Genomic DNA, 25,484 nt, shown 5'->3' on the forward strand with positions numbered 1-25,484 from the left:
GTTTTTCCTTTTTAACGTTGTGTCGGTTTGTTTTATTGGTTTTGTGTTGCGGTAAAAACGGACTGATACTGGCGGGCATCGGCATTCTCTTTCTGCCCCGGAATTTTCATGCCCGCTTTGGCGTGGTACTCGCTGAAGATGGACAGCGCCTCTTCATGTGGGAAAATATCTTCAATGTCTTCAAACGGTTTGCCGCCGCTGCGCTCTTCCACAATGCGACGCACCACTTCCGGGCCTTCGCCGCGTGAGGCCAGCACCAGCCAGTTCACTTTTTCACGGCGCTCCAGTTCGTAGGCTTTTAACGCCTCAACCGGATCGTCTATTTCCGCCAGTTTCTCGGCGATAACGCACGCGTCGACAAAGGCCTGGCAGACGCTGTTGCCGCCGCGTGGATACATGGCGTGCGCCGCATCGCCGAGCAGTGTGATGCGCCCAAATGACCACTGTTTCAGCGGGTCGTGGTCGATCAGCGGGAAGAGGTAACATTCGCGGGCGTTGCGGATCATTTCGCTGACGTCGAGGAACGGCAGCTTGCAGTCATCAAACACGTGCTCGATGTCGCGTACGCCGGTTTCCTGGTTCCAGTCCTCTTCGGTCTGCGGTTTTTCGGCCTGCTCAACCACCCAGTTCACCAGTTGATTGCCCTGACTATCGACGTTGTCCTGAATCGGATAGACGATAATGGTGCCCTGACGAATGGGGTCGCCGATGTGCAAAATGGTGCCCCCAGCTTTAATCGGCTTCATGACCGTCACGCCGCGATAGAGCGTCAGGCCAGAGAAGTGCGTGCGCACGGATTCCGGCAGCAGCTGGCTGCGTACCACCGAACGGATACCATCGACGCCAATCACTACATCGGCGCGGACCTGCGTTGGCGCGGCGGGGTTCAGCGTATTATCAAAATGCACGGTCACACCGTTTTCATCCTGCTCGACTCCCGTACAGCGGCTACCGAGCGTAATGGCGTCGTTGCCGAGCCGCTCCTGCACCGCTTTGTAGAGCATCATTTGCAGATGACCGCGATGGACAAAGCGCTGGTCGTACTCATAGCCCATATGCTTGCCGCACAGCTCGCCGAAAATTTCCTGGCCGTAGCCGGTATAAAACACCGACTCTTTCGCCTCGACGGAGATGGCTTTGAACGCGTCGTACAGACCCAGCTCGGTTATCTCTTTCACCGCGTAGGGCTTGATGTCAACGCCCACGCCCAGCGGTTTAATCTCAGCGACGGATTCATACAGATGCGGGCGAAATCCTTTCTGATGAAGGCGCAGGGCGGTTGCGAGCCCCGCAGGGCCTGCGCCAATAATGACGATATCCAACATGATGACTTCCTCTTATTTGCTGTATTTCAGGTACAGTTCATCGTTCGGCGATCGTCTCCGATCGCCGGTAAACAGTTCAGTTAACGGGGTTAGCTATGACTTTTGGCGGCACCGCTGTCTGCAGCGTTGACGCCGGGTAACGCCTGGCGGTTCACATCACGGATCCAGATAGGTATCCCGGCCAGGCACACCACCAGGCCTGCGATAATCAGCGTTGGCATGGTGTGGCTGTTACCGTGCAGTTGCCCGGAGATAAACAGCGGCGGCCCAAGGAACACGCCGACCAGCGTCAGTTGGGTAATTAACCCGCTGGTGGCGCCGATGCTCTCGCGGGAGGGCGCAACCAGTGGCGCGAGCGCCCACATGCCCACCAACAGCCCGCTGGCAAACATAAACAGCCAGGAGGCGGCGATAGAGAACATAAAGCTCGGGTGCAGGGTGAAAATGGCAATGCCCGCGATGCCCGTCATCACCACGCCGAAGGCGGCAATCACCCAGGCTTTCACGCCCCGGTTAAGCAGCGCTCCCACCGACAAACAGCCCACCGCGTTGAGCAGCATGGCGAAGACGTTCATATGGGCGACATCCACCGGCGGCACACTGTAGACGCGTGACAGATACGGCGTCAGGGTGGCGCTCATCCCGGTTTGCAGGAAGGCATCAGCGCCAAACGAGATCCCCAACAGCCAGGGAAGCGGGCTTTTCAGCACCGCGCTTAATCCGCGAGTGCGGGAGAACTGTGCTTTTTCCAGCGCGGTGCGGGCAGGCAGGCTGAAGGCGGCAATCACCAGCAACGCCAGCGTCAGCGCCGAGTGGGCGATAAACGCCGCGCGCCAGCTGCCGAAATGCTCCGCCAGACCCGCAGACAGGAAGGGCAGCAGGAAGCTCACCGGCACGAAGGTCGACCATAACGCCATCGCCATGGTGCGCTGCTTACCCGTAGTAATACGGATAAGCAACGTTACCGCCGACACCGCGGCCAGCACGTAGCCGACGCCCGTCAACATGCGGCCTATCAGCAGCCAGTTGAAGGTACTGGCGCTGATGACAAACATATCGCCAGCGATAATAATTACCGCGCCAATCAGCAGCACAATGCGATCGCCCACCTGGTCAACGATGTAGCCTGCCAGCAGCGCGCCGAGCGCGACCATCAGCGAGGGCAGCGACATAATTAGCCCCGGTTTACTGTGATCGACAATATGAAATTCGCGGGCAATCGCGCCCAGCTCTGTAACCGCTTCACTCACCGTCATGGCGGCCATCACCCCGAGGGCGTAAGTCACCAAAATTCTTACAACAGGACTCTGTATTGCCGTGGTCATGATCCTTTCTCCTGCGTACAACAGTCTCGTCCGTCGCGAAAGGCGAAAGACAGGCGGATAACTGACAACTAAACAGTTCTGTATTCGGGCTTATGCGTCGTTGGCGATCGCCAGAAAGCGCTCCAGAGTAGGAGGATCGACCTTCAGGTTTGGCGATGACGGCGTGACCGAAGCAAATTCGGTGGCTTCGTTAAACCACTTGTTCTGCGCAGGCATGCCCCACTGATCGGCACGCTTGGGATCGCTCAAATCCCAGCCCAGCGCCGGTTCGAGATCGATATGCTGGTAATGAGTGTTGAACAACTCAATGCGGTGGCCATCTGGATCGCGGAAGTAAACAAACAGTGCGCCGCTGATGCCGTGTCGACCGGGGCCGCGCTCCAGCTGCGGCGCGTAGCCTAACGCCCCGGCCACGTCGCAGGCGCGGATCATGTCATTGGTGTCGGGCAGGGTGTAGGCGAAGTGGTGCAGACGCGGGCCCACGCCGTTGGTGAAGACGATATCGTGCGGGTTGCCTTTACGCTGCAGCCACACGCCCCACAAGTGGTCCTGACCATCATCCAGTTTCGAATACGTATACTCGCTCACCCGAAACCCCAGCGGCTGATAGAACGCGAGGGTTTTGCGTACGTCGCTGGCCTGCAACTGGTAGTGATCCAGACGCTGAGCGCAGGCACCGCGATAGCGATGATATTCCTTGAACAGACGTTCGCGCGGCTCCATCGACGCGCACAGTTCCAGCGGCACGCCGATGCTATCGGAAACATGCAGCGTCGGGCCCTGGAAGGGAACATCAACCAGCGTTGTTGTGTATCCGGCGCGGGCGAAATAGTCCTGTGCGTTGAAGATATCGTCATTGCGCAGCACCCGCATACCAATACGCGCGCAGGTGGTTTCCGTCGATTTGCGTAACACCAGACTGTGGTGGCCGCGCTCCTCCAGGCCGCGCAGATAAACGGCGGAGTCATCTTCGTCGCTGACCACCAGCCCCACCAGCTCGGTGTAAAAGTGCTTGCTGGCTTCAAGGTCGCGAACGTTTAAAACAACATGACTGGCCCTCGTAATCGTAAAAGGAGGATCCAGAATGACATCATTGATGTGCTGCATTGTTGTGTTCTCTCTTTCAGTCGTAGGGTGTGTTAGCGTTTTTTTGTTTTAAGATATATCGCTAAAAAAGATATATCGCAAACACGTTTTTGATATTAGCCAGAGATGGAAAAAGGGCAAGAGGAAACGCGTAAGAAACGAACAAAAGAGGAAACAGAAGAAAAATGTGCGAAGGGGATCAAATAATTTGGGGGGAAGTGCGGCCAGGGGGAAATGTGCGCGCTGATGCCCTCACCCCGGCCCTCTCCCACAGGGAGAGGGAGAAAAACGCACACACTTAACCTTTGGCTCGGTCAGTTCCCTCTCCCTTGAGGGTGTACAGTCCGGGGACATATTGAACACTTGTTCGGGGACATGGTAGACACTTACAACTAAGGCATAAGAATCCGTTTATGGAGTCGCTTATGCCCTGGGATGCGAGAGATACCATGTCATTACGTTCCGAGTTTGTTCTGTTCGCCTCACAAGACGGGGCGAACATCCGTTCCCTCTGCCGTCACTACGGCATTTCTCCCGCCACCGGTTACAAGTGGCTTCGTCGCTGGGCTGAGGAAGGCGCATCCGGTCTTCTGGACCGTCCCCGCGTACCTCATCACTCTCCCAACCGTTCTCCGGATGATATCACTGACCTGCTGCGCATCGCCCATGCCCGTCATGAGCGCTGGGGCGCCCGCAAGATAAAGCGCTGGCTCGAAGACCAGGGGCACCGTATGCCCGCCTTCAGCACCGTCCATAACCTGATGGCCCGTCACGGTCTGCTACCGGGCACGGCTCCGGGCATTCCGGCCACAGGGCGCTTCGAACATGACGCGCCGAACCGGCTCTGGCAGATGGATTTTAAGGGCCACTTCCCCTTCGGCGGGGGCCGCTGCCATCCGCTCACCCTGCTGGACGACCACTCTCGTTTCTCCCTGTGTCTGGCACCCTGCACCGATGAACGCCGTGAGACCGTGCAGCAGCAGCTGGTCAGCGTGTTTGAACGCTACGGGCTGCCAGATCGGATGACGATGGACAACGGCTCACCGTGGGGCGACACCACCGGCACCTGGACGGCACTTGAGTTGTGGCTGATGCGCCAGGGTATCCGGGTGGGGCATTCCCGGCCATACCATCCGCAGACACAGGGCAAGCTGGAACGTTTTCACCGCAGCCTGAAGGCGGAAGTACTGCAGGGTAAGTGGTTCACAGACAGCGGTGAGCTGCAGCGAGCTTTCGACCACTGGCGTACGGTGTATAACCTTGAACGGCCCCATGAAGCACTGGGTATGGCCGTTCCGGCCTCGCGGTATCAGCCGTCTGCAAGGCAGTACAGCGACAGCATTACGCCACCGGAATATGATGAAGGGGTGATGGTGAGGAAGGTCGATATCAGCGGGAAGCTGAGCATAAAAGGTATCAGTCTGAAGGCAGGCAATGCGTTCAGGGGAGAGCGGGTCGGGCTGAAGGAGACGCAGGAGGATGGCTGCTATGAAGTGTGGTGGTACAGTACGAAAGTGGGGGTGATCGACCTGAAGAAAAAGTCGATCACCATGGGTAAAGGATGTTAAAAAGTGTTCACCATGTCCCCGAACACCTGTCTACCATGTCCCCGGACCGTACAGAGGGAGAGGGTCAGGGTGAGGGGAAAAAACTACGCCGTTAACCCGCCATCCACCGCCATACACGCGCCATTTACGTACGACGATTCCGGCCCGGCAAGCCAGGCAACCAGATTAGCGACTTCATGCGGTTCGCCAAAACGCTTCATGGGGTTGGCGTTGATTAAGTACTCCGCATGCTCCCCGTCGAGTGGGTTCATATCCGTCGCCACCGGCCCCGGCTGAACATCATTCACCGTAATTTTGCGTTCGCTCAAATCCCACGCCAGCCCGCGCACCATACGGGCGACGGCGGCTTTGGTCACCCCATACACCGTGGAGCCAGGCCCCCGGCCTGCGCTGCTGACGATACTGCCGATGGTGATAATCCGCCCACCGGACTGAAAATGCGGCAACGCCGCCTGCACTGCGACAAACGGCCCGCGCACGTTAATGTTGTAGCTCAGGTCGAAATCCTCCAGCGAAAACGTCGCGATATCGCCCATCCGCAAAACGCCCGCGTTATAGACCAGAATATCCAGCCCGCCCAGCGCCTGAGCCGCCTGGTTTACGGCTTCCGTAAGTTTCGCCGCATCGCCGCTGTCGGCCTGAAACGCCTGCACCGCTTTTCCCTGCTGTCGGTAATTATCTACCTGCTGCTGCACGCGCTCGCCGGATGACACCCAGGTGAAGGCGACGGTTGCGCCTTCATCGCTAAGCCTGCGGACAATCGCTTCGCCAATACCGCGCGAGCCACCGATAACCAGAGCCTTTTTTCCTGCCAGTGATTGAGCCATTGCGTTACACCTTGTGTGGGAGGTTAAAAAATGACCATCTTGCAGGCTTAATCTCCTCCTCAACGCCCCTGAGCGTCAAGACTGATTTTTCGTCACTGTGTATCACACTGTATCTGGCGTAAATGGAGATACAGAGGCAGGCAAAAAGGGCGGAACGGCGGAATATCCCCGACACATGCGGCTGTTTTGATAGTCAGGCGATAGGGCGAAAAGAAATAGTCCCGACTGGTTAGAATTTACTCACTATAATTCCTTCGCTAACTATCGTTTTTGCTTTTTTATCGATCTCTCATCCATGCCCATGCGCAGGAGTCAAAAATGAATACGTCGGCCCTCCCGGTTCAATTTTTAAAAAACAAAACGGTAAAATCTGCTCTTCTGCTCGCTATGTTGTTGACGCCTGTACTTCCGGTATTGGCGGCTGATAATTACGCCAGCGAGTTCAATAACATCCACCAGATTAACGCCGGTGATGTGAATATCGGCTACGTCGATATCGGCCCGCGTGACGGGCAGCCGGTGATACTGTTGCACGGCTGGCCCTACGATATTCACAGTTACGTAGAGGTGGCTCCGGCCCTCGCCAGCAAAGGCTTTAGGGTGATCGTTCCGCATCTGCGCGGTTACGGCACGACGCGTTTTATCTCTGACACTGCGCCGCGTAACGGCCAGCCGTCGGCAATGGCGGCGGATATTGTGGCGCTGATGGATGCGCTGAACATTAAGCAGGCGGACGTTGCCGGTTTTGACTGGGGCGCGCGCACGGCGGATATCGTCGCCGCACTGTGGCCGGAGCGGGTTAAATCGCTGGTGTCGGTGAGCGGCTATCTTATCAGCAGCCAGAAAATTGGTGAGCAACCGCTGCCGCCGCAGGCAGAGCTGCTGTGGTGGTATCAGTTCTATTTTGCCACCCCGCGTGGCGAAGCGGGCTATGCGAAAAATACCCATGATTTTGCGAAGCTCATTTGGCAACAGGCATCACCGGGCTGGAAGTTTAGCGATAAAACCTTTGCCGCCAGCGCTGCCTCGCTGGATAACCCGGATCACGTTGCGGTCACTATCAGCAACTACCGCTGGCGTTTAGGGCTCGAAAAGGGTGAAGCGAAGTACGATAAATACGAGCAAAAACTGGCGACGCTTCCGGCTATCACCGTGCCAACCATCACCATTGAAGGCGGAAACAACGGCGCGCCGCATCCGGACCCTAAAACCTATGCCGCCCGTTTTACCGGCAAGTATGAGCACCGCACGTTTGGCGCGAATGTCGGTCATAATCCGCCGCAGGAAGACCCGGTGGCGTTCACTCAGGCGGTGGTTGACGCCGATAAACTGTAACGGGGCCGCGATGGAACATATCGACACGGTGCTGGTGGTCGATGACGACAGCGATATTCGAGAGTTGGTTGTCGACTACCTTAATAGCGCGGGCTATCGCGCGACGGGAGCCGCCAACGGGAAGGCGATGCGGGCGTATCTGGCTCACCACCAGGTGGATCTGGTGGTGCTGGACGTCATGATGCCGGGCGATGACGGGCTGACGTTGTGCCGCGAACTGCGCAGCGATCGCCATCAAAATCTGCCGGTGCTGATGCTCACCGCCCGCAGCGATGACGCGGACCGAATCCTCGGCCTTGAGATGGGCGCGGATGATTATCTGGTGAAACCGTTTGTTGCGCGTGAACTGCTGGCGCGGATTAAAGCTATTTTGCGGCGCTATCGGGCCTTGCCGCCGAATTTGCAAATCACCGATGCCGGGCGGCTAATTGCGTTTGGCCGCTGGCAACTGGATACCGCCGCTCGCCATTTGATCGACGATGACGGTCTGGTTGTCGCGCTCAGCGGGGCGGAATATCGCCTGCTGCGGGTTTTTCTCGATCACCCGCAGCGTGTCCTGAATCGGGACCAGTTATTAAGCCTTACTCAGGGGCGTGATGCGGAGTTATTTGAACGCTCCATCGACCTGCTGGTCAGCCGTCTGCGTCAACGGCTGAGCGATGACGCGCGCGAGCCCGCTTACATCAAAACTGTGCGCAGCGAAGGCTATGTGCTGGCGATGCCGGTGGAGATTCGTCAGTGAGGCTGTGGCCGAAAACGCTGCTGTATCGGCTGGTACTGCTGGTGCTGGTCGGGCTGTTACTGGCGAACGGCCTGACGCTTTCACTGCTACTGTATGAGCGTATGAGCAGCGCACGCACGGTGATGCTCGATAACCTGGGTTATGACGTGGCGACCAGCGTGGCGATTCTTGACCACCTTCCTGCAGACGAACGCGCCGCGTGGCTTCCCAGGCTGGCGCGAGGCAATTACCACTACCAAACCGATGCCGGTGAGCCGGGCCCCGTACCTGACAGCTGGCGCTCGCGCTCGATTGTGGCGTCGCTTCAGGAGGCGCTCGGCGGGCAATACGCGTTGACAATGAGCGCCATTCCCGGCCCGCGCGAGCATATTCAGGCGCATCTGCGCTTAGCTGATGGTTCCCCGCTGACGATAGACCTGCGCCCGCAGTTGCCCGCGCTGGCGCGCTGGCTGCCGGTGGTGCTGGTTATCCAGCCGTTGCTGCTTTTACTCTGCGCCTGGCTGGCGGTACGCCAGGTGATTCGCCCGCTATCGCGGTTTACCCGCGCGGTGGAAGCCTTAGAACCCGCCGCAACACAACCGCGACTAATGGACGATCAGGGGCCACGGGAAGTGGCGCAGGCGGCCCGCGCATTTAATGCGATGCAGGCGCGTATCCAGCGTTATTTGAAAGAACGCACGCAAATTCTCGCCGCAATTTCCCACGACCTGCAAACGCCCATCACGCGGATGAAACTGCGCGTGGAGATGAGCGAGGAGCCGATGCTTCGCGATAAGCTCATGCAGGATCTCGAGAATATGACGCGGCTGGTACGCGAGGGCATAGCGTATGCCCGAAGCGCTGAACCCTTGCTGGAGCCCACGCATCGGCTCGATCTCAATGCCTTTCTCGACACCCTCGTTTGCGACTATACGGACACCGGGCAGGTAGTCACCTTCTTGCCCGCCCCAACGATTTCCCCGCTGGAGATCCGGCCGCAGGCGCTACGGCGCATCATGACCAATCTGCTTGATAATGCGCTGAAGTACGGCAGTGAAGCGCAGGTTCATCTGCTTTTGCATGATACGCAGTGGCTGGAAATTCAGGTGCGGGATAACGGCCCCGGTATTGATGAGGCCGAGCAGGATGCGGTACTACAACCTTTCTACCGTATTGAAAACTCGCGCAATCGCCACACCGGCGGTACCGGGCTGGGGTTGGCGATCGCGGCCCAACTGGCGACGCAGCTTCATGGTCAGTTGCATTTACACAACCATCCCGACGGCGGTCTGGTGGTCACTTTGCGTTTGCCGCGCGTTTTGTATCCTTCTGTATCCTCTTCCTCTCGCGACAACTAACGAGACAAAACGGCCTTCCGCCGACACACCCCGCACACATCGACGCGGTTAAATCGTCTCACCGCCTGATACCCAGGCAACTTAAAGGTGAGGTGAGATATGGCTATTATCATTGCGTTTGTCGGCGGCATGCTGACGCTGTTAAGCCCCTGTACGCTGCCTGTTATCCCGTTTTTATTTGCCAGCGTGAAAGGGCAGAAACGTCATCTGGCGGCGATGTTAACCGGGATGGTGCTGATGTTTACCCTGGTGTCATCGCTGGTGACCGTGGCCAGTGCCTGGGTGGCTCAGGTTGCCACCGTTGGGCGTTGGCTGGCGTTACTGTTTATGAGCGCGGTCGCGCTTTCGCTGATATTCCCACGCGTGGCGCAGTGGCTGGCGAAACCGGTGGTGCGGCTGGGCAATCAGGTGAACGATCAAAGCAACCATAATCGTGGGCTCGTTGCCGCGCTGCTAGCCGGTTTTGCCACCGGCCTGCTGTGGGCACCCTGCGCCGGGCCGGTGCTGGGGGCCATTCTCAGCCTGAGTTTGCTTCAGGAGAGCAGCGTTTCGGGCAGTGTATTGCTGGCAGCCTACGGAAGCGGCTGCGCGGCGATGCTGGCCCTGTTGTGGTTTGGTGGTAAACGTGTGATGCACTGGCTGCGGGCAAAAACGGCGGTGGTGGAACGTCTGCGTCAGGGGGCAGGTGTCGCAATGCTGGCGTCGGTGGCGCTGATTGCCACCTGTACTACCAGCGTGCTTCAGGGTGCCAGTGCGTTTTCACAGCAGCTGGAACAGCGTCTGGTGGGCTTGCTACCTGAACAATCCGTACATTTGCAGCCGGTGGTTGACACCACACCCAGCAGTCAGCTACCGCCGTTGACGGGCGGGACGGCGTGGATCAATAGCGCGCCGCTGTCTGCTGACTCGCTGAAAGGGAAGGTGGTACTGGTTGATTTCTGGACCTTTGACTGCATCAACTGCCAGCACACGTTGCCTCATGTTCGCGAATGGTCGCAGAAATACCCAGGCCTGACGGTAGTCGGCGTACACACGCCTGAATATCCCCATGAGAAACAAGAGCATGCGGTAAAGTCGGCGGTGAAAAAATGGCGGCTGAATTACCCGGTGGTGATGGACAATAACTACCGTATATGGAATGCGTTCGGCAATCAGTACTGGCCTGCACACTACCTGTTTGATGCGCGCGGGCAGCTGCGGTACACCTTCTTTGGTGAAGGTAACTATGCCGAGCAGGAAGCGGCGATAAAGACGTTGTTACAGGAGAGCCATGCCTGATGGCGCTGCGCTTATCAGGCCTACCAGTACTGAACCGTAGGTCGGGTAAGGCGCAGCTGCCACCCGACAATTAGGCCGCACAATGCCCGACAGAAACGCCGAACCGTAGGTCGGGTAAGGCGCAGCCGCCACCCGACAATTAAGCCGCACAATGCCCGATGGAAACGCCTAACCGTAGGCCGGATAAGGCGCAGCCGCCACCCGACAATTAGGCCGCACAATGCCCGGTGGAAACGTCTAACCGTAGGCCGGATAAGGCGCAGCCGCATCCGGCAATTTCGCTGCTCAGGCTACTGAAAACAGGGGCGAAACGGCGGAAACATCCGCTGCCGTTTCGTCGCTCTTCTCTTAATTGAAGGCGACCTTAATCGGCTGTTCAGAAAGTTTTTGGCAGGCCTTCAGCGTGTGGCTTTTGGCAAAATAGAACATGAACTTATCGCTCTTTGGATGATGCATTAAGGTATCGCCGTTACTGAATTTGAAATATTCCGTACCGTTGTGTACCTCATGCCCTGAGCCCACATAATAATGTCCCTTCCACAACTCGGAGATGTGTCCAAAGGCATGCAGCGTGATTTCGATTAGCCCACGCGAGGGGCATTTCAGCTTCAGTGCTGTCGAGTTGAAATTAAGCGCAAGGGCAGGGGAGGTCAGCGTCGCCAGTGCAGCAATAAAAAACAATTTTTTCATAGGATTATGTAGGACTTTTCTTATACGGGACGGGCTTTTTACCGTAACGGAAAGTTTACAAAATTGATGTCAGTCAACTAAAACGGGGTTTTGATTTCATTAAGGGGAGTTTTTCTTTTTTTTGCGATCTGTGTCGGGGGCAATGAAGGGCAGCGCTCCGCAGAGCGCTGTAGATTAGGCGCGAATATCGGCGTATTCCGGGGTGGTATCAAATTCGTGTTTAGCGAAGGGGCACAGCGGAATAATTTTGCGATTCTCGTTACGCATTTTTTCCACCACTTTTGCCACCAGTTTCTTGCCAACGCCCTGGCCCTTCAGGCTTGGATCTACATCGGTATGCTCAATAATACTGAGGTGCTCGCCGGTGGGAACAAAAACCACTTCCGCCAGTTGATTACCGTCAGCATCGTTAACGTAAAAACGGTTGTTACCTTCCAGAATTTCCATTTTTTTCTCGCTATGGGTTATTTGGTACGGTATTTCAGCGCGCCGCTGGGGCAGGTATCGATGACCTGTTGCACCACGGTGCTCTCTACATTATCGGGCATAATCCACGGTTTGCGCTTCAAATTGAAGAGCTTGCTGTTGCCACGCACGCAGTTGCCCGAGTGCTGACACAGGGCGGTGTTAAAATAGACGTCGATCTTTTCACCGGTGTAGACCCGGTATCCGGCGTCGAGAAGTTCTTTATCCATGACATTGCCTCAATTCAAATAAGAGTACTGGCTGTGCTAATCATAGCCTGTCATGGCATGCGGAGGGAAAGGAATTACTGATTGATAGGGGATGAGTTGCTAACAAATATTGCAGCGCTGTCGCAGCTTTTTAAGAATTATTCTCAACTCTGTCATATCGCCCTATCGCAACTTTAACGCGGCCCACGCTTCGGAGGAAAAGCAGACAGAAGAGAGAATCTCAATGGTGCGGTTTTTATTGTTATTAATGTAGTAAGTGGCATTAAGCGTTGGTGTAAGAACATCACCTTTGTTAATGCTGAAGGCTGATTTGATTTTAGTAATGGTTTTAATTTTGCCGCATTGGGTGACCACTGAAAAAATATCCTGTTTTTCAGTTTTTGAGACGTCAATGACCTGCCATTCCATGCATATATCCCCAAATAATTTGTGTGTTCGTATATTAGCACAGCCCACCAGGGCAAGAGCCTAAACATACGGTAAATGAGTGAGCGAAACTACTTTTGTCACGCAGTAAATAGTGATCGTGCTCACCAAATAAAATATTCAGGAAAAACATGAGGAAACACAGGAAATAGCAGAATATAGAATTTCTAAATATATCAAATGGTTGCGTTTTAATACTATTAATTGCAAATAATTTATTTGGATATTTCACTTTCTTAATGTTGCGCTAATACAAGCTCTCTATTCTGAACCTCTCCTCCCCGAAAAAGGCATTGCATGTTATGCCATGCGCCGTGGGGCTACGTCAGCGAGTGTTCAAAATGGATGATTTTTTACCGTTTTCCCGTCCCTCTATGGGGGATGAGGAGTTTCAGGCGATAAAAGCCGTCTTGCAGTCAGGATGGATAACGACCGGGCCACAAAATCAGGCGTTAGAAGAGGCATTTTGCGCGCTAACGGGCAATCGATTTGCGATAGCCGTCAGTTCCGCTACTGCCGGAATGCACGTCACCTTGATGGCGCTTGGAATTGGGCCGGGCGATGAGGTCATCACTCCTTCGCTGACCTGGGTTTCCACGCTGAATATGATTGAGCTGCTGGGCGCTACGCCGGTGATGATTGATGTCGATCGCGATAATCTGATGGTCACCGCGCAGGCGATCGAAGCCGCGATTACCCCGCGAACCAAAGCCATCGTGCCGGTGCATTATGCAGGCGCGCCGGTGGATCTCGACGCCATTTATGCCGTGGCGCATCGCCACGGTATTGCGGTTATCGAAGATGCGGCTCATGCCGCAGGCACGGCCTATAAAGGCCATCATGTTGGCGGAAAAGGCACGGCTATTTTCTCGTTTCACGCCATTAAAAACATGACCTGCGCCGAAGGCGGGTTGGTGGTGACCGATGATGAAAACCTTGCCCGACAGATCCGCAGCCTGAAATTTCATGGCCTGGGCGTGGATGCATTCGACCGACAAACCCATGGCCGCGCCCCGCAGGCGGAAGTGCTCTCGCCCGGTTACAAATATAACCTCGCCGATATCAACGCCGCGCTGGCACTGGCGCAATTAGCAAAATTGCCGCAGGCCAATCAAAAACGCAGCAACATCGCGCAGCGTTATTTACAGGAACTGGCCGATACGCCTTTTCAGCCGCTTGCTCTTCCGGCCTGGCCGCATCAGCACGCCTGGCATCTTTTTATTATCCGCGTGGATGAAGCGCGTTGTGGTATCAGCCGTGACGTATTAATGGAACAGCTAAAAGCGAAGGGAATTGGCACCGGCCTGCATTTCCGCGCGGCGCATACGCAAAAATATTATCGTGAACGTTACCCCAATCTCGTGCTGCCCAATACCGAATGGAACAGCGCGCGTATTTGTTCCCTTCCTCTTTTCCCGGATATGACTCATGACGACACAACCCGCGTTATTGCGGCACTCCATCAACTGGCAGGACGTTGAGATGTTTGATGTTACGCAGATAAAAAAAGTGTCGGTGGTCATTCCGGTCTACAACGAGCAGGAGAGTTTGCCGGAATTAATTCGCCGAACTGATGCGGCCTGCGCCTTACTGCATCGCGACTATGAAATCCTGTTGGTGGACGACGGCAGCAGCGATAACTCTGCCCGCATGCTGTGCGACGCGGCGGACATGCCGGGCAGCCATGTGGTGGCGGTGCTGCTTAACCGTAACTACGGGCAGCACTCCGCCATTATGGCCGGTTTCAGCCATGTGACGGGCGATCTGATTATTACCCTGGACGCTGATTTGCAGAACCCGCCGGAAGAGATCCCCCGGCTGGTCGAAAAAGCCGAAGAGGGCTATGACGTGGTGGGGACGGTGCGGCAAAACCGCCAGGACACGCTCTTTCGCAAAACCGCGTCAAAAATGATTAACCGCCTGATCCAGCGTACCACCGGCAAAGCGATGGGCGACTACGGCTGCATGCTGCGCGCCTATCGCCGCCACATTGTCGATGCGATGCTCAACTGTCACGAGCGCAGCACTTTTATTCCCATTCTGGCGAACACCTTTGCCCGGCGGGCGATTGAGATCCCGGTGCATCATGCCGAGCGCGAGTTTGGCGATTCGAAATACAGCTTTATGCGGCTTATCAACCTGATGTACGACCTGGTGACCTGCCTGACGACGACGCCGCTGCGTCTGTTGAGCGTCGTGGGCAGCGTGATTGCGCTACTGGGATTCGGCTTCTCTGTGCTGCTTGTGCTGCTGCGCCTGATGTTTGGCCCGCAATGGGCGGCGGAAGGGGTCTTTATGCTCTTTGCCGTGCTGTTCATGTTTATTGGCGCGCAGTTTGTCGGCATGGGGCTGTTGGGTGAATACATTGGCCGCATTTACAACGATGTCCGCGCCCGCCCTCGTTATTTTATTCAACGCGTTATACGTCAGCCTGAAACGGCAACAGATGAGGAAAATCAGCCATGAAAGCAGTTGTTTTTGCCTATCACGATATTGGATGTACGGGTGTTCAGGCGTTGCTTGACGCGAGATATGAAATCGCGGCGATTTTTACTCACCCGGATAATGCGCAGGAGAATCACTTCTTTGGCTCCGTGGCGCGTCTCGCAGCGGAGCATGGCATTACGGTGTATGCGCCTGACGATGTGAATCATCCGCTGTGGATTGACCGTATTCGCGCAATGGCCCCGGATGTTATTTTCTCCTTCTATTACCGTAATCTGCTGAGCGATGCCGTTCTCAGCCTTGCGCCTAAAGGCGGGTTTAACCTGCACGGTTCGTTGCTGCCGAAATACCGGGGACGTGCGCCCCTGAACTGGGTGCTGGTCAATGGGGAACAAGAGACCGGCGTTACGCTGCATCGGATGGTGAAACGCGCGGATGCGTGGGATATTGTCGCGCAGCAGAAAGTGGCTATCGCTGAGAGTGATAACGCATTGAGCCTGCATCGTAAACTGTGTGCGGCTTCGCAGACGCTGTTGCATGATGCGCTGTTACAAATCCACGAAAACCGTACCCATGAGCGCAAGCAGGATGAAAGTCAGGCCACCTATGTGGGTCGCCGGACGCCGGAAGATGGGCGTCTGGAGTGGGAAAAAACCGCGAACGAGCTACATAACCTGGTTCGCGCCGTCTCTGATCCCTGGCCTGGAGCGTTCAGCTTTGTTGGGCAGCATAAATTCATCGTCTGGAAATCGCGCGTTCATCCGCAGCCGGTGACGGCACGTGCAGGCACGGTACTTTCCGTTGCACCGCTGATGATTGCCTGCGGTGAAGGGGCGCTGGAGATCCAAACCGGGCAGACCGAGAAGGGCGTCTACATGCAGGGCGCGCAACTGGCGCAGTCGCTGGGGCTGGTGACGGGCGCACTGCTGAGCAGTAAGCCGGTAGTGGCGTTAAAACGCCGCACGCGCGTGCTGATCCTTGGCGTGAACGGGTTTATCGGCAATCACCTTACCGAACGCTTGCTGAAAGACGATCGCTATGAAATCTACGGTCTGGATATCGGCTCTGACGCCATTGGCCGATTTATGGATTGCCCGCGCTTTCACTTTGTTGAGGGCGATATCAGCATTCACTCTGAATGGATTGAATACCACATCAAAAAATGTGATGTGGTATTGCCGCTGGTGGCGATCGCCACGCCGATTGAGTACACCCGCAATCCGCTGCGCGTCTTTGAGCTCGACTTTGAAGAGAACCTCAAAATTGTGCGTGACTGCGTGAAGTACAACAAACGTATCGTCTTCCCGTCAACGTCGGAAGTGTACGGTATGTGTACGGATAAAGACTTCGACGAAGATAACTCTAACCTGGTGGTGGGGCCGATTAATCGTCAGCGCTGGATTTACTCGGTCTCCAAACAGCTTCTCGATCGCGTGATCTGGGCTTACGGCGAAAAGTCGGGGCTCAAATTTACGCTGTTCCGCCCCTTCAACTGGATGGGGCCGCGCCTTGATAACCTGAATGCTGCCCGCATTGGCAGTTCGCGCGCCATCACGCAGTTGATCCTGAATCTGGTGGAAGGATCGCCGATTAAACTGATCGAAGGCGGCAGCCAAAAACGTTGCTTCACCGATATCAGCGATGGCATTGAGGCGCTCTACCGAATTATCGAAAACGAAGATAACCGCTGCGACGGGCAGATTATCAACATCGGTAACCCGGACAACGAAGCCAGTATCAAAGAGCTGGCGGAAATGCTGCTTGACTGTTTTGAGCGTCACCCGCTCCGTCAGCACTTCCCACCGTTTGCCGGATTCCGTGATGTGGAAAGCAGCGATTACTACGGCAAAGGGTATCAGGATGTTGAACACCGGAAACCGAGTATTCGTAACGCCCGACGCTGCCTGAACTGGCAACCGGGCATTGCGATGCAGCAAACGGTGGAAGAGACGCTGGACTTCTTCCTGCGCACCGTCGAATTGGGTGGTGACGAACCATCATGAAAAAAGTCGGCTTACGCATTGATGTCGATACCTTCAGAGGAACCCGTCACGGGGTTCCTCAACTGCTTTCTGTACTTGCGCGACACAGCGTGCGGGCCAGCTTCTTTTTTAGCGTCGGGCCTGACAACATGGGCAGGCACCTCTGGCGGCTGGTGAAACCTCAATTCCTGTGGAAGATGCTGCGCTCTCGCGCGGCCTCGCTGTACGGCTGGGATATTTTACTGGCAGGAACCGCCTGGCCCGGACGTGAAATTGGCGCAGGTAATGAAGCGATAATACGTGAATCAGCGGCTTTTCACGAAGTGGGGCTACATGCGTGGGATCATCATGCCTGGCAGGCCCGCAGTGGGCGCTGGGGCAACAAAAGGCTGGTCCAGGAGATTGGGCGCGGGTTAGTTGAGCTGGAGCGCATTCTCGGGGCCGCGGTATCGTGCTCGGCGGTGGCGGGCTGGCGGTCTGATAGCCGCGTTGTGACGGCCAAGGAACCGTTTAATTTTCTCTATAACAGCGACTGTCGCGGTCATCGTCCTTTCCGTCCACGGCTTGAAAATGGCACGCTCGGGACGGTGCAGATCCCGGTAACACTTCCGACCTGGGATGAAGTAGTTGGGCGCGAGGTGAGCGCGGATGCGTTCAACGATTATCTGATGAAACGCATTCAACAGGATAAGGGCGTGCCGGTTTATACCATTCATGCCGAAGTGGAAGGCATTGCCTTCGCCGCGCAGTTTGATGCGTTATTAACACTCGCGCGTGAAAACAACATCCACTTTTGCCCCCTGAGCCAGCTTCTGCCCGATGACATCAGCAGGCTGCCGGTGGGGAGTATTGAACGCGGTGAAATTGCCGGTCGGGAAGGCTGGTTAGGTGTGGAACATATTATGGAATCGTCTCTATGAAGCCTCGTTTTTACGCCGCGCTACTGGCGTGCTTGTACGCGCTTTACTATCTCATTCCGCTAAATGGTCGGTTGCTCTGGCAGCCGGATGAAACGCGCTATGCGGAAATCAGCCGCGAGATGCTGGCATCGGGTAACTGGGCGGTACCGCATTTTCTGGGGTTACGTTATTTCGAAAAACCGGTTGCCGGATACTGGATCAACAATATCGGGCAGTGGTTATTTGGTCACAACAACTTCGCTGTTCGCTTTGGCGGCGTGTTGTCGATAACGCTCACCGGCCTGCTGGTGGCGTGGATGGCCTGGATGCTGTGGCGCGATAAACGTATTGCAATCCTTTCCGCAGTCATCTTCCTGACTATGTTTCTGGTTTATGGCATCGGCACCTACGCCGTGCTGGACCCGATGATCACCCTGTGGCTGGTGCTGGGCATGTGCGGTTTCTGGTATGGCGCTAACGCGCGCATTCGTGCGGAAAAAATCGGTGGTTATCTGCTGCTGGGTTTTGCCTGCGGCATGGGTGTGATGACCAAAGGATTTCTGGCGCTGGCGGTACCGGTATTAGGCGTCCTGCCGTGGGTTATCGCGGAAAAACGCTGGCGGGAAGTGCTGACCTGGGGCTGGCTCTCTATCGCGGTTTGCATATTAACGGTACTGCCCTGGGGGTTAACCATCGCCTCTCGCGAACCGGATTTCTGGCGCTATTTCTTCTGGGTGGAGCATATCCAGCGCTTCGCGCGCAGCGATGCCCAGCATAAAGCGCCCTTCTGGTATTACGTGCCGTTTGTTATCGCCGGGTGTTTGCCGTGGCTGGCGTTGCTGCCGGGCGCGCTGAAGCAGGGGTGGCGAGGGCGTAAAACCGAGAAAGGGCTTTTGTATCTGTTGGGCTGGGTGGTGATGCCGTTTCTGTTTTTCAGCATCGCCAAAGGGAAACTGCCCACCTACATTTTGCCTTGCTTCGCACCGCTGGCGATTTTGATAGCGCGTTATGTGCGTGACGCCACGCCCTTGGTTATGAGGGCTAACGGCATCATCAACCTGGCGGTTGGTGTCTGCGGCGCGCTTGCGGCGTTTCTTGTCTCTCCCTGGGGATGGATGAAACATCCCATCTGGCCCTACATTGAGCTTTATAAAAGCATGCTGGCGCTGGTGGCGTTTGGTTTTTGGGCATTGATGGGATGGATGTCATTGAAAAATGGGCGACAGGGAACACTGCTGGCCGCCTGTTGTCCGTTGCTGCTGGCTCTACTGTGCGGTTACGCGATTCCTGACCGGGTTGTCGCCAGCAAGCAGCCGCAGTTTATGATTGATATTCTGAGTGAAGATCTGCAACCCAGCCGATATGTGTTATCCAACAACGTCGGGCTGGCAGCAGGGTTAGCGTGGGAGCTGAAACGCGCGGATATTCTGCTTTACGGTGGAAGAGGCGAGTTGCGCTATGGGCTTGGCTATTCGGATGCTAAAGATCGTTTTATCCCTCGTGAAGCGTTCAATGACTGGCTGGCGGCGCATCGCCAGCAGGGGAGGATATCTCTGGTGTTGCAGGTTAATAGTGGGCAAACCGTGGAGGATTTCGACCTGCCTAAAGCGGATAACGTCTACGTAATGCCACGCATTATTTATCTGGAGTATCTCCCACAGTGATAACGATCGTGCTGCTGTTACTGGCAAGCCTGTTGAGCAGTGCCGGGCAGCTGTGTCAGAAACAGGCCGCGCATCGCGCAGATAAAAAACGGCTGGTGCTCTGGCTGGCGCTTGCCGTCGGGATGCTCGGCGCCGGAATGCTGCTCTGGCTGGTGGTGCTGCAACGCGTGCCGGTGAGCCTCGCGTATCCCATGCTAAGCCTGAATTTTGTCTGGGTGACGCTGGCGGCAAAGTTTATCTGGCGCGAAACGGTGACCATGCGGCACTGGATAGGCATTGCATTGATTATTCTCGGTATTCTGTTGCTGGGAGGGAATGCGTGATGGGGGTTATCTGGGCATTATTGAGCGTGGTTATCGTCAGCACATCCCAGCTGGCGCTGCGCTATGCCATGGTGCAACTGCCGCCTGTGGCGTCCCTGCGGCTGTTTTGCAACCATCTTCTGACACTCCAGCCAGGAACGTTGCCGCTGGTGGCTGGGCTGGTGGGGTATCTTGTATCAATGATCTGCTGGTTTTTAGCTTTGCAGCGGCTGCCTCTTTCCCGTGCCTATGCGCTGATGAGCCTGAGCTATGTGCTGGTATGGGCGGCGGCGCTAGTGTTACCCGGATGGCATGAATCTTTCTCATGGCTCTCCTTTGCCGGGGTGATGAGTTTGTTTGTCGGCGTGTTGTTGATATTTTCCCCCGGCCCCAGGGCGTGACCCTGGTGACGGGTAAGTCGGTAGGCCTGATAAGCGTAGCGCCATCAGGCAGTGTGCCGTGAATTGCCGGGAGGCGGCTACGCCTTGCCCGGCCTACGGTTCGGTGTTGCTATCGGGGATTTTTTCGGCGGTAGGCCTGATAAGCGTAGCGCCATCAGGCAGTGTGCGCGTGAATTGCCGGGAGGCGGCTACGCCTTGCCCGGCCTACGGTTCGGTGTTGCTATCGGGGATTTTTTCGGCGGTAGGCCTGATAAGCGTAGCGCCATCAGGCAGTGTGCCGTGAATTGCCGGAGGCGGCTACGCCTTGCCCGGCCTACGGTTTGGTGTTGCCATCGAACGATGTTTCATCGGAATGAAGGCAATCACTATCGCGCCGAGCACGAGGAATGCGGCGACCATATAGATTCCGGCGTTGAAACTACCGGTGATATCTTTCATCCAGCCCATCAGCAGTGGCCCCAGTGCCGCGCCGGTCATCCCGGTAGCGTTAATCACCGCAATCCCCAGCGCGCGCGCCTGAATTGAGATGGATTGATCCGGCGTGGTCCAGAAAATCACCATCGCGGCAAATGCCCCGGCGGATGCCATCACGATACCGCTGAATTGCAGCATCGGGTTGCTACTGGTTGCCGTCAGTATCCAGCCTGCGGCGGCAAAAAGATAAGGCAGCAGCGTGTGGATTTTTCGCTCATTCAACCGGTCGGAACGCTTACTCCACCACACCATGCCAACAATAGTGCAGACCTGTGGAATGGCGCTGAGTAATCCAATGGTGATGTTATTACTCTCCTGATTAAAACTGCGCAGAATAAGCGGTGTCCAGACGCTTAATGCACTCAGGGTATTGGTCAGGCAAAAATACGCCAGCGTGTAGAGCATAATGACCGGCGTAAATAACTCGCGCAGCATACTGCGCTGCGACACCATTGCGCTGCTGATCCCCCGTTGTGATTGTTGAACCGCGCGTTTATCGGCTTCCAGCATTTCATTCAGACAGGCTTTATCATCGTCGGTCAGCCATTTCGCTTTCGCCGGGGAATCATCCAGCCAGAACCAGACCACCAGGCCTAATAATACGGAGGGGAAACCTTCCAGTAAAAATAACCACTGCCACCCCTTCAGGTTTAATAAGCCATCCATATTTAAAATATAGCCTGACGCCAGCGAACCTAACGCCATGGTTACCGGCATCGCTATCATAAACAAGGCGTTAGCGCGGGCGCGATACTGCGACGGGAACCAGTAGGTTAAATAGAGCAGCAGCCCTGGCAGGAAGCCCGCCTCGGCGATCCCAACCAGCATTCGCAGTACATACAGGCTATTTGGCCCGGTGGCGAACATGGTCGCCGTCGAGGCAATTCCCCATACCACCATCAGCACCGCAATCCAGCGTCGGGCACCGACAATCCCTAACATAATATTGCTGGGGATCCCGCAAATCACATACATCACATAAAACAGGGTGGTTGCCAGACCAAACATGGTGCTGGTTAAACCTAAATCTTTGCCCATCGTTAAACCGGCAAAACCGATATTAATGCGATCGAGGTAAGAGAAGACAAATAAAATAAATAAGAAAACAATTAATCGGCGGAATAACTTTTTTATCACCGCTTGTTGTCGCGGGTCCAGTGTATCCTGCGTATCGGAAGGCGGCGATAATACGCTCGAAGAATCATTCATGTCGGGCTCCACATTGCAATGTAATATTATTTTGTTAGCAGGCGAATATTTATCATGCTCAGAATGTTTTATTGACAGAGGCCATCCGAACACGTGCGCTAACGTATAGGTAACAGCCTGATAAGGTGTCAATGGAATCCGTAAAAAATGAGACGGAATTGTTATCTGTGTGGCGTTTTATGAATCATAAAGTGGGTTTTAGAACATTCATGACAGAGCGAATGCGCGATGATGCTATAGCGTGAACTTATAACCCGGTATACTCAGCGTATCGACGTCTTTTGACTAAGGAAGCTCATGAGTGCAATCAAAAAAACAGCGGATGTGAAGAGCGCGGATGCGGCTTTTCATCGTGAAGAGTTCCCGTTCTACTGGATTGTTAACGTCTATGCGCGCTACACCCAGGTGATGGAAGTGACGTTGAAAAAGGTGCAGCTCGACGTTTCGCGCTTTCGGGTGATGATGATTACCCATCAGTACGGCAAGGCCAGCATCTCGCAAATTTCTGAATATGCGATGGCGAAAATGCCGACCGTCACCAAAATTGTTGGCCGCCTGCGTGACGATGGGATGGTGACCACCGCCAGCAGCGAACAGGATGCCAGGGTGACGGAGGTGATGCTCACGCCTGCCGGAAAGGCGAAAATTGAAGAAGCGCATCGCCTGGCGCAGAAAGTTTTCGAAAAAGGGTTCAAGGGAATGACGCCCGCGCAGGTGGAAAAAATGAACCTGTCGCTGTCGAAAGTGCTGGGTAACCTCAACGAACTGTAGCCTCAGAGGGCGATCGTTAAGATTTGTGATCGCGCTAAACTTTTCTTATAACTCCCTGTAAATCCTATCGTTAATTCTTATCCGTCGCCCTGAGTTTTCACGGCGACTTTGGTGCGTTTCCCTCTTTTTTCTGCCGTAATTCATCGACATAACGCAATAGCCATATCGAATAAATGGTTATATTTGCGTTATAGGATTGTAAAAATAACGTGAAATATTACTTGAATATTCACGTAAATATCTCATGATTGATTTATCGCCATTCAGGGCAAAAAAGCAGCGATGACTGCTCGCCTGGATGTGATTCACTTTTTCTGGTCAAGGTATCAATCATGAAGCCAGTTTTTGAGAGCAATGGTTATGTCGAGCAGTTTACGCTCGGTTCAGGCGAGCTGCGGTTCGCCGTCAAAGATACGCTGGATATCGCCGGTCACCCGACCCGCGCCGGATGCCCGGCGCTGGCCGATGCGCCGAAAGCGAAGCAGCATGCCCGCATCGTCAAGGTGCTGCTCAACAGCGGCTGCCAGCTGACGGGCAAAACCACCCTGCACGAACTGGCGTTTGGCGTTACCGGGATCAACCCGTGGAGCGGCACGCCCGTTAATCCTCAATACCCTACGCTGATTCCCGGCGGTTCGTCGAGCGGCTCCGCAACCGTCGTCGCCAATGGCGATGTCGATTTCGCCCTCGGTACCGACACCGGTGGTTCGGTCCGAATGCCCGCTGCCTGCTGCGGTGTGCTGGGGCTGAAACCGGGCTATGGCGTGCTCAGCCGCCAGGGTGTATTACCTGCCTACAGCTCACTCGATTGCGTCGGTATTTTTGCCCGCGAACCGCGTATTCTGCGCGAAGTGCTGGCCCGCGTGGCGTTACCGGTTGATGCACCGCTGGCGTCTCTGCCCTCGATGGGCTTTATCTTTGCGGCTCAGCCGGAGATTGACGCCCTGCTGGTGGATGCGCTGGAAGCGTTGGGCATCGCCGCAAACTGCGTGACGCTGCCGCTGTTGGGCGAAGCGCATCGCGCCGGGCTAACCATCATCAACCGCGAAAACTGGCTGGCATTTAACGCATTGCTGGCAAGCCACGCGGTTTCCCCGGACGTTGCCAGCCGTATTCAGGCCGGAGAATCCATCACCAGCGAACAGCTCGCCTGCGCGGAAAACGTGCGCGCGCATTTCACCGCTCAGGTGAATGATCTGCTGGAAGAGACACCACTGCTGGCATTGGCGACGCTACCGGAACTGCCGCCGACGCTGGAAGAGGCGGAAGATCCGCTTAGCGTGGTGAATCTGACGCGGCTGGTGCGGCCCTTCAACCTCAGCGGTCATCCGGCGCTCTCGCTGCCGATGGGCGAACTTCAGGGCCGACCCGTCGCGCTACAACTGGTGGCGGGCTTTGGCGAAGAGGGGCTTCTCGTCCAGGCCGCCGAATGGCTGATACGCCGCCGCCTCTGACGTTTATCGCGTAATAAAACCGTTGAACCGACCACTCAATGCCATTCAGGCGTTGCGGCATCGTGCACCTTTTTGCCGCCCGCCCACGTTATTCGGGAGTCAGCTATGTCCGTCGTACACGTCCGTGAAGAGCTTGTTCCGTTATTGACCGAAGTGACCGCGCGCAGCGCCGATTTCGAGCGCCAGCGCCATGTTTCAGACGACATCATCAGCCGCTTTAAACAGGTAGGCGTCTACCGTGCGCTGGTGCCGAAAATCTACGGCGGGGATGAGTGTTCTCCGGCGCAGTTTTGTGAACTGATTGAGCAAATCGCCACCGCAGACGGCTCGGCAGGCTGGGTCGCCAGTTTTGGTATGAGCCCGTTTTATCTCGGCGCGCTGCCGCCGGATACCCTGAAAGAACTCTATCGCAACGGCCCCGATGTGGTGTTTGCCGGGGGCATCTATCCGACGCACAACGCGCAACTGGCCGATGGCGGCTATCGCGTAAGCGGACGCTGGTGCTTTGCCAGCGGCAGTATGGGCGCATCGGTGTTTGGCGTCGGCATTCAACCGGAAGGGGAGAACGCGCTTCCGCGCATGGCGGTGCTGCCGCGCGAAAGCATTCATATCGACCCGGTGTGGGATACGGTCGGGCTGGCGGGAACCGGCAGCCATGATTTGCTGGTGGATGACGCGTATGTACCGCAGGAGTGGACATTTATTCGCGGCGGGGCGCTGAATCTGGAAGGCCCGCTGTATCGCTATCCGGTGTTATCGCTCGCCACGCAGGTGCTCTCCGTTGTGGCGCTGGGTGTGGCCCGCGCGGCACTGAATGAAATCTATCAGATTGCCCATCGTCAGCAGTCTGTCACCGGCGCGCCGCGCCTGGCCGACCGACCGCAGGCGCAGATGCAAATTGCCCGTTGTGAAGCAGAACTCCGCTCGGCGCGCGCCTGGTTTTACGAGGCTATTGATGACGTCTGGCAGCGTCTGCTGGTCGGTAATGAGCCGGGCCAGCAGCAGGTCAATGCGCTGCGTCTTTCCTCTACGCACGTCACCCGCGTGGCGGCAGACGTTGCCCGTCAGGCGCTGGCGCTTAACGGGATGGGCGGCGTCACCATGACCAGCCCGCTCCAGCGTTATGTGCGCGACACGATGGTGATCACCCAACATGCCTTTATGGGCGACCTCTCGTACCTGAACGCCGGTACGGTCTTTTTCGGCGGCAAACCGCTGCCGGGTTATCTCTGAATTTCTGAAAGGAGCA

24 protein-coding genes are annotated in these 25,484 nt (G+C 55.9%); 15 read left to right on the forward strand and 9 right to left on the reverse strand.

Annotated elements, in window-relative coordinates:
- Positions 1-32 precede the first annotated feature (32 nt).
- The 3 genes from G163CM_RS01350 to hpaD form a co-directional block, all read right to left on the reverse strand.
- Positions 33-1,325 (reverse strand): FAD-dependent monooxygenase, encoded by a 1,293-nt coding sequence (locus tag G163CM_RS01350; RefSeq protein WP_231826592.1) that lies wholly within the window; start codon positions 1,323-1,325, stop codon positions 33-35.
- 89 nt (positions 1,326-1,414) lie between these two features.
- Positions 1,415-2,650 carry an MFS transporter gene (locus G163CM_RS01355; RefSeq protein WP_231826593.1) on the reverse strand — a complete coding sequence of 412 codons (1,236 nt, stop codon included), beginning with the start codon at positions 2,648-2,650 and terminating at the stop codon, positions 1,415-1,417.
- Between the two features lie 90 nt (positions 2,651-2,740).
- On the reverse strand, positions 2,741-3,757 hold the full coding sequence (gene hpaD / locus G163CM_RS01360) for a 3,4-dihydroxyphenylacetate 2,3-dioxygenase (RefSeq protein ID WP_231826594.1): 1,017 nt from the start codon (positions 3,755-3,757) through the stop codon (positions 2,741-2,743).
- Between the two features lie 404 nt (positions 3,758-4,161).
- Here hpaD and G163CM_RS01365 point away from each other — a divergent pair, with 404 nt between their 5' ends.
- Positions 4,162-5,304 carry an IS481 family transposase gene (locus G163CM_RS01365; RefSeq protein ID WP_420851090.1) on the forward strand — a complete coding sequence of 381 codons (1,143 nt, stop codon included), beginning with the start codon at positions 4,162-4,164 and terminating at the stop codon, positions 5,302-5,304.
- Positions 5,305-5,387: 83 nt separating this feature from the next.
- Here G163CM_RS01365 and G163CM_RS01370 read toward each other — a convergent pair whose 3' ends face one another.
- On the reverse strand, positions 5,388-6,131 hold the full coding sequence (locus G163CM_RS01370; RefSeq protein ID WP_231826595.1) for an SDR family NAD(P)-dependent oxidoreductase: 744 nt from the start codon (positions 6,129-6,131) through the stop codon (positions 5,388-5,390).
- 318 nt (positions 6,132-6,449) lie between these two features.
- Here G163CM_RS01370 and G163CM_RS01375 point away from each other — a divergent pair, with 318 nt between their 5' ends.
- From G163CM_RS01375 to G163CM_RS01390, 4 genes are all read left to right on the forward strand, one after another.
- Entirely contained in the window at positions 6,450-7,466 is a 1,017-nt protein-coding gene (locus G163CM_RS01375) for an alpha/beta fold hydrolase (protein ID WP_420851335.1), read from the forward strand.
- Between the two features lie 10 nt (positions 7,467-7,476).
- Complete coding sequence (locus G163CM_RS01380; protein ID WP_015963558.1) at positions 7,477-8,208, forward strand: response regulator; 732 nt, start codon at positions 7,477-7,479, stop codon at positions 8,206-8,208.
- Positions 8,205-9,545, forward strand: a complete 1,341-nt coding sequence (locus tag G163CM_RS01385) for an ATP-binding protein (RefSeq protein ID WP_231826596.1) — start codon at positions 8,205-8,207, stop codon at positions 9,543-9,545. Before G163CM_RS01380 ends, G163CM_RS01385 begins: the two co-directional genes overlap by 4 nt.
- 99 nt (positions 9,546-9,644) lie before the next feature.
- Positions 9,645-10,823 carry a cytochrome c biogenesis protein/redoxin gene (locus tag G163CM_RS01390; RefSeq protein ID WP_231826597.1) on the forward strand — a complete coding sequence of 393 codons (1,179 nt, stop codon included), beginning with the start codon at positions 9,645-9,647 and terminating at the stop codon, positions 10,821-10,823.
- Between the two features lie 348 nt (positions 10,824-11,171).
- On the opposite strand, the gene G163CM_RS01395 is transcribed toward G163CM_RS01390, so the two are convergent.
- From G163CM_RS01395 to G163CM_RS01410, 4 genes are all read right to left on the reverse strand, one after another.
- Positions 11,172-11,513, reverse strand: a complete 342-nt coding sequence (locus G163CM_RS01395; protein WP_015963561.1) for a hypothetical protein — start codon at positions 11,511-11,513, stop codon at positions 11,172-11,174.
- Between the two features lie 174 nt (positions 11,514-11,687).
- The gene (locus G163CM_RS01400; protein ID WP_473223134.1) at positions 11,688-11,981 is read right to left on the reverse strand and encodes a GNAT family N-acetyltransferase; all 294 of its coding nucleotides are present in this window, start codon (positions 11,979-11,981) and stop codon (positions 11,688-11,690) included.
- Positions 11,978-12,208, reverse strand: a complete 231-nt coding sequence (gene yjdI, locus G163CM_RS01405) for a 4Fe-4S mono-cluster protein YjdI (protein ID WP_108473500.1) — start codon at positions 12,206-12,208, stop codon at positions 11,978-11,980. Before yjdI ends, G163CM_RS01400 begins: the two co-directional genes overlap by 4 nt.
- Positions 12,209-12,370: 162 nt before the next feature.
- Positions 12,371-12,616 carry a histidine kinase gene (locus G163CM_RS01410; RefSeq protein ID WP_231826598.1) on the reverse strand — a complete coding sequence of 82 codons (246 nt, stop codon included), beginning with the start codon at positions 12,614-12,616 and terminating at the stop codon, positions 12,371-12,373.
- 359 nt (positions 12,617-12,975) lie between these two features.
- Between G163CM_RS01410 and arnB the strand changes: the two genes are divergently transcribed.
- The 7 genes from arnB to arnF are packed head-to-tail and all read left to right on the forward strand — an operon-like array spanning position 12,976 to position 20,327.
- Complete coding sequence (gene arnB / locus G163CM_RS01415; RefSeq protein WP_231826599.1) at positions 12,976-14,115, forward strand: UDP-4-amino-4-deoxy-L-arabinose aminotransferase; 1,140 nt, start codon at positions 12,976-12,978, stop codon at positions 14,113-14,115.
- Between the two features lies 1 nt (position 14,116).
- A complete protein-coding gene (gene arnC, locus G163CM_RS01420; RefSeq protein WP_231828308.1) occupies positions 14,117-15,100 on the forward strand; it encodes an undecaprenyl-phosphate 4-deoxy-4-formamido-L-arabinose transferase in 984 nt (327 codons plus the stop codon).
- Positions 15,097-17,082, forward strand: coding sequence for a bifunctional UDP-4-amino-4-deoxy-L-arabinose formyltransferase/UDP-glucuronic acid oxidase ArnA (arnA, locus tag G163CM_RS01425; protein WP_231826600.1), 1,986 nt, complete (start codon positions 15,097-15,099; stop codon positions 17,080-17,082). Before arnC ends, arnA begins: the two co-directional genes overlap by 4 nt.
- Positions 17,079-17,981 carry a 4-deoxy-4-formamido-L-arabinose-phosphoundecaprenol deformylase gene (gene arnD, locus G163CM_RS01430; protein WP_231826601.1) on the forward strand — a complete coding sequence of 301 codons (903 nt, stop codon included), beginning with the start codon at positions 17,079-17,081 and terminating at the stop codon, positions 17,979-17,981. The genes arnA and arnD overlap by 4 nt, the downstream gene beginning before the upstream one ends.
- Positions 17,978-19,624, forward strand: a complete 1,647-nt coding sequence (gene arnT, locus G163CM_RS01435) for a lipid IV(A) 4-amino-4-deoxy-L-arabinosyltransferase (protein ID WP_231826602.1) — start codon at positions 17,978-17,980, stop codon at positions 19,622-19,624. The genes arnD and arnT overlap by 4 nt, the downstream gene beginning before the upstream one ends.
- Positions 19,621-19,947: a 4-amino-4-deoxy-L-arabinose-phosphoundecaprenol flippase subunit ArnE gene (gene arnE / locus G163CM_RS01440; protein WP_231826603.1), complete on the forward strand. Its 327-nt coding sequence runs from the start codon at positions 19,621-19,623 to the stop codon at positions 19,945-19,947. Before arnT ends, arnE begins: the two co-directional genes overlap by 4 nt.
- Entirely contained in the window at positions 19,947-20,327 is a 381-nt protein-coding gene (arnF, locus tag G163CM_RS01445) for a 4-amino-4-deoxy-L-arabinose-phosphoundecaprenol flippase subunit ArnF (RefSeq protein ID WP_231826604.1), read from the forward strand. Before arnE ends, arnF begins: the two co-directional genes overlap by 1 nt.
- A gap of 297 nt (positions 20,328-20,624) precedes the next feature.
- Here arnF and hpaX read toward each other — a convergent pair whose 3' ends face one another.
- Positions 20,625-22,010 carry a 4-hydroxyphenylacetate permease gene (gene hpaX, locus G163CM_RS01450; protein ID WP_231826605.1) on the reverse strand — a complete coding sequence of 462 codons (1,386 nt, stop codon included), beginning with the start codon at positions 22,008-22,010 and terminating at the stop codon, positions 20,625-20,627.
- A 297-nt stretch (positions 22,011-22,307) separates the two neighbouring features.
- On the opposite strand from hpaX, the gene G163CM_RS01455 reads away from it, so the two are divergent.
- The 3 genes from G163CM_RS01455 (at position 22,308) to G163CM_RS01465 (ending at position 25,468) form a co-directional block, all read left to right on the forward strand.
- On the forward strand, positions 22,308-22,781 hold the full coding sequence (locus tag G163CM_RS01455; RefSeq protein WP_015963573.1) for a MarR family winged helix-turn-helix transcriptional regulator: 474 nt from the start codon (positions 22,308-22,310) through the stop codon (positions 22,779-22,781).
- 332 nt (positions 22,782-23,113) lie between these two features.
- Positions 23,114-24,235, forward strand: coding sequence for an amidase (locus G163CM_RS01460; RefSeq protein WP_231826606.1), 1,122 nt, complete (start codon positions 23,114-23,116; stop codon positions 24,233-24,235).
- 105 nt (positions 24,236-24,340) lie between these two features.
- A complete protein-coding gene (locus G163CM_RS01465) occupies positions 24,341-25,468 on the forward strand; it encodes an acyl-CoA dehydrogenase family protein (RefSeq protein ID WP_231826607.1) in 1,128 nt (375 codons plus the stop codon).
- Positions 25,469-25,484 lie beyond the last annotated feature (16 nt).

Origin of the sequence: Pseudocitrobacter corydidari, assembly GCF_021172065.1 — a bacterium.
GTDB lineage: Bacteria > Pseudomonadota > Gammaproteobacteria > Enterobacterales > Enterobacteriaceae > Pseudocitrobacter > Pseudocitrobacter corydidari.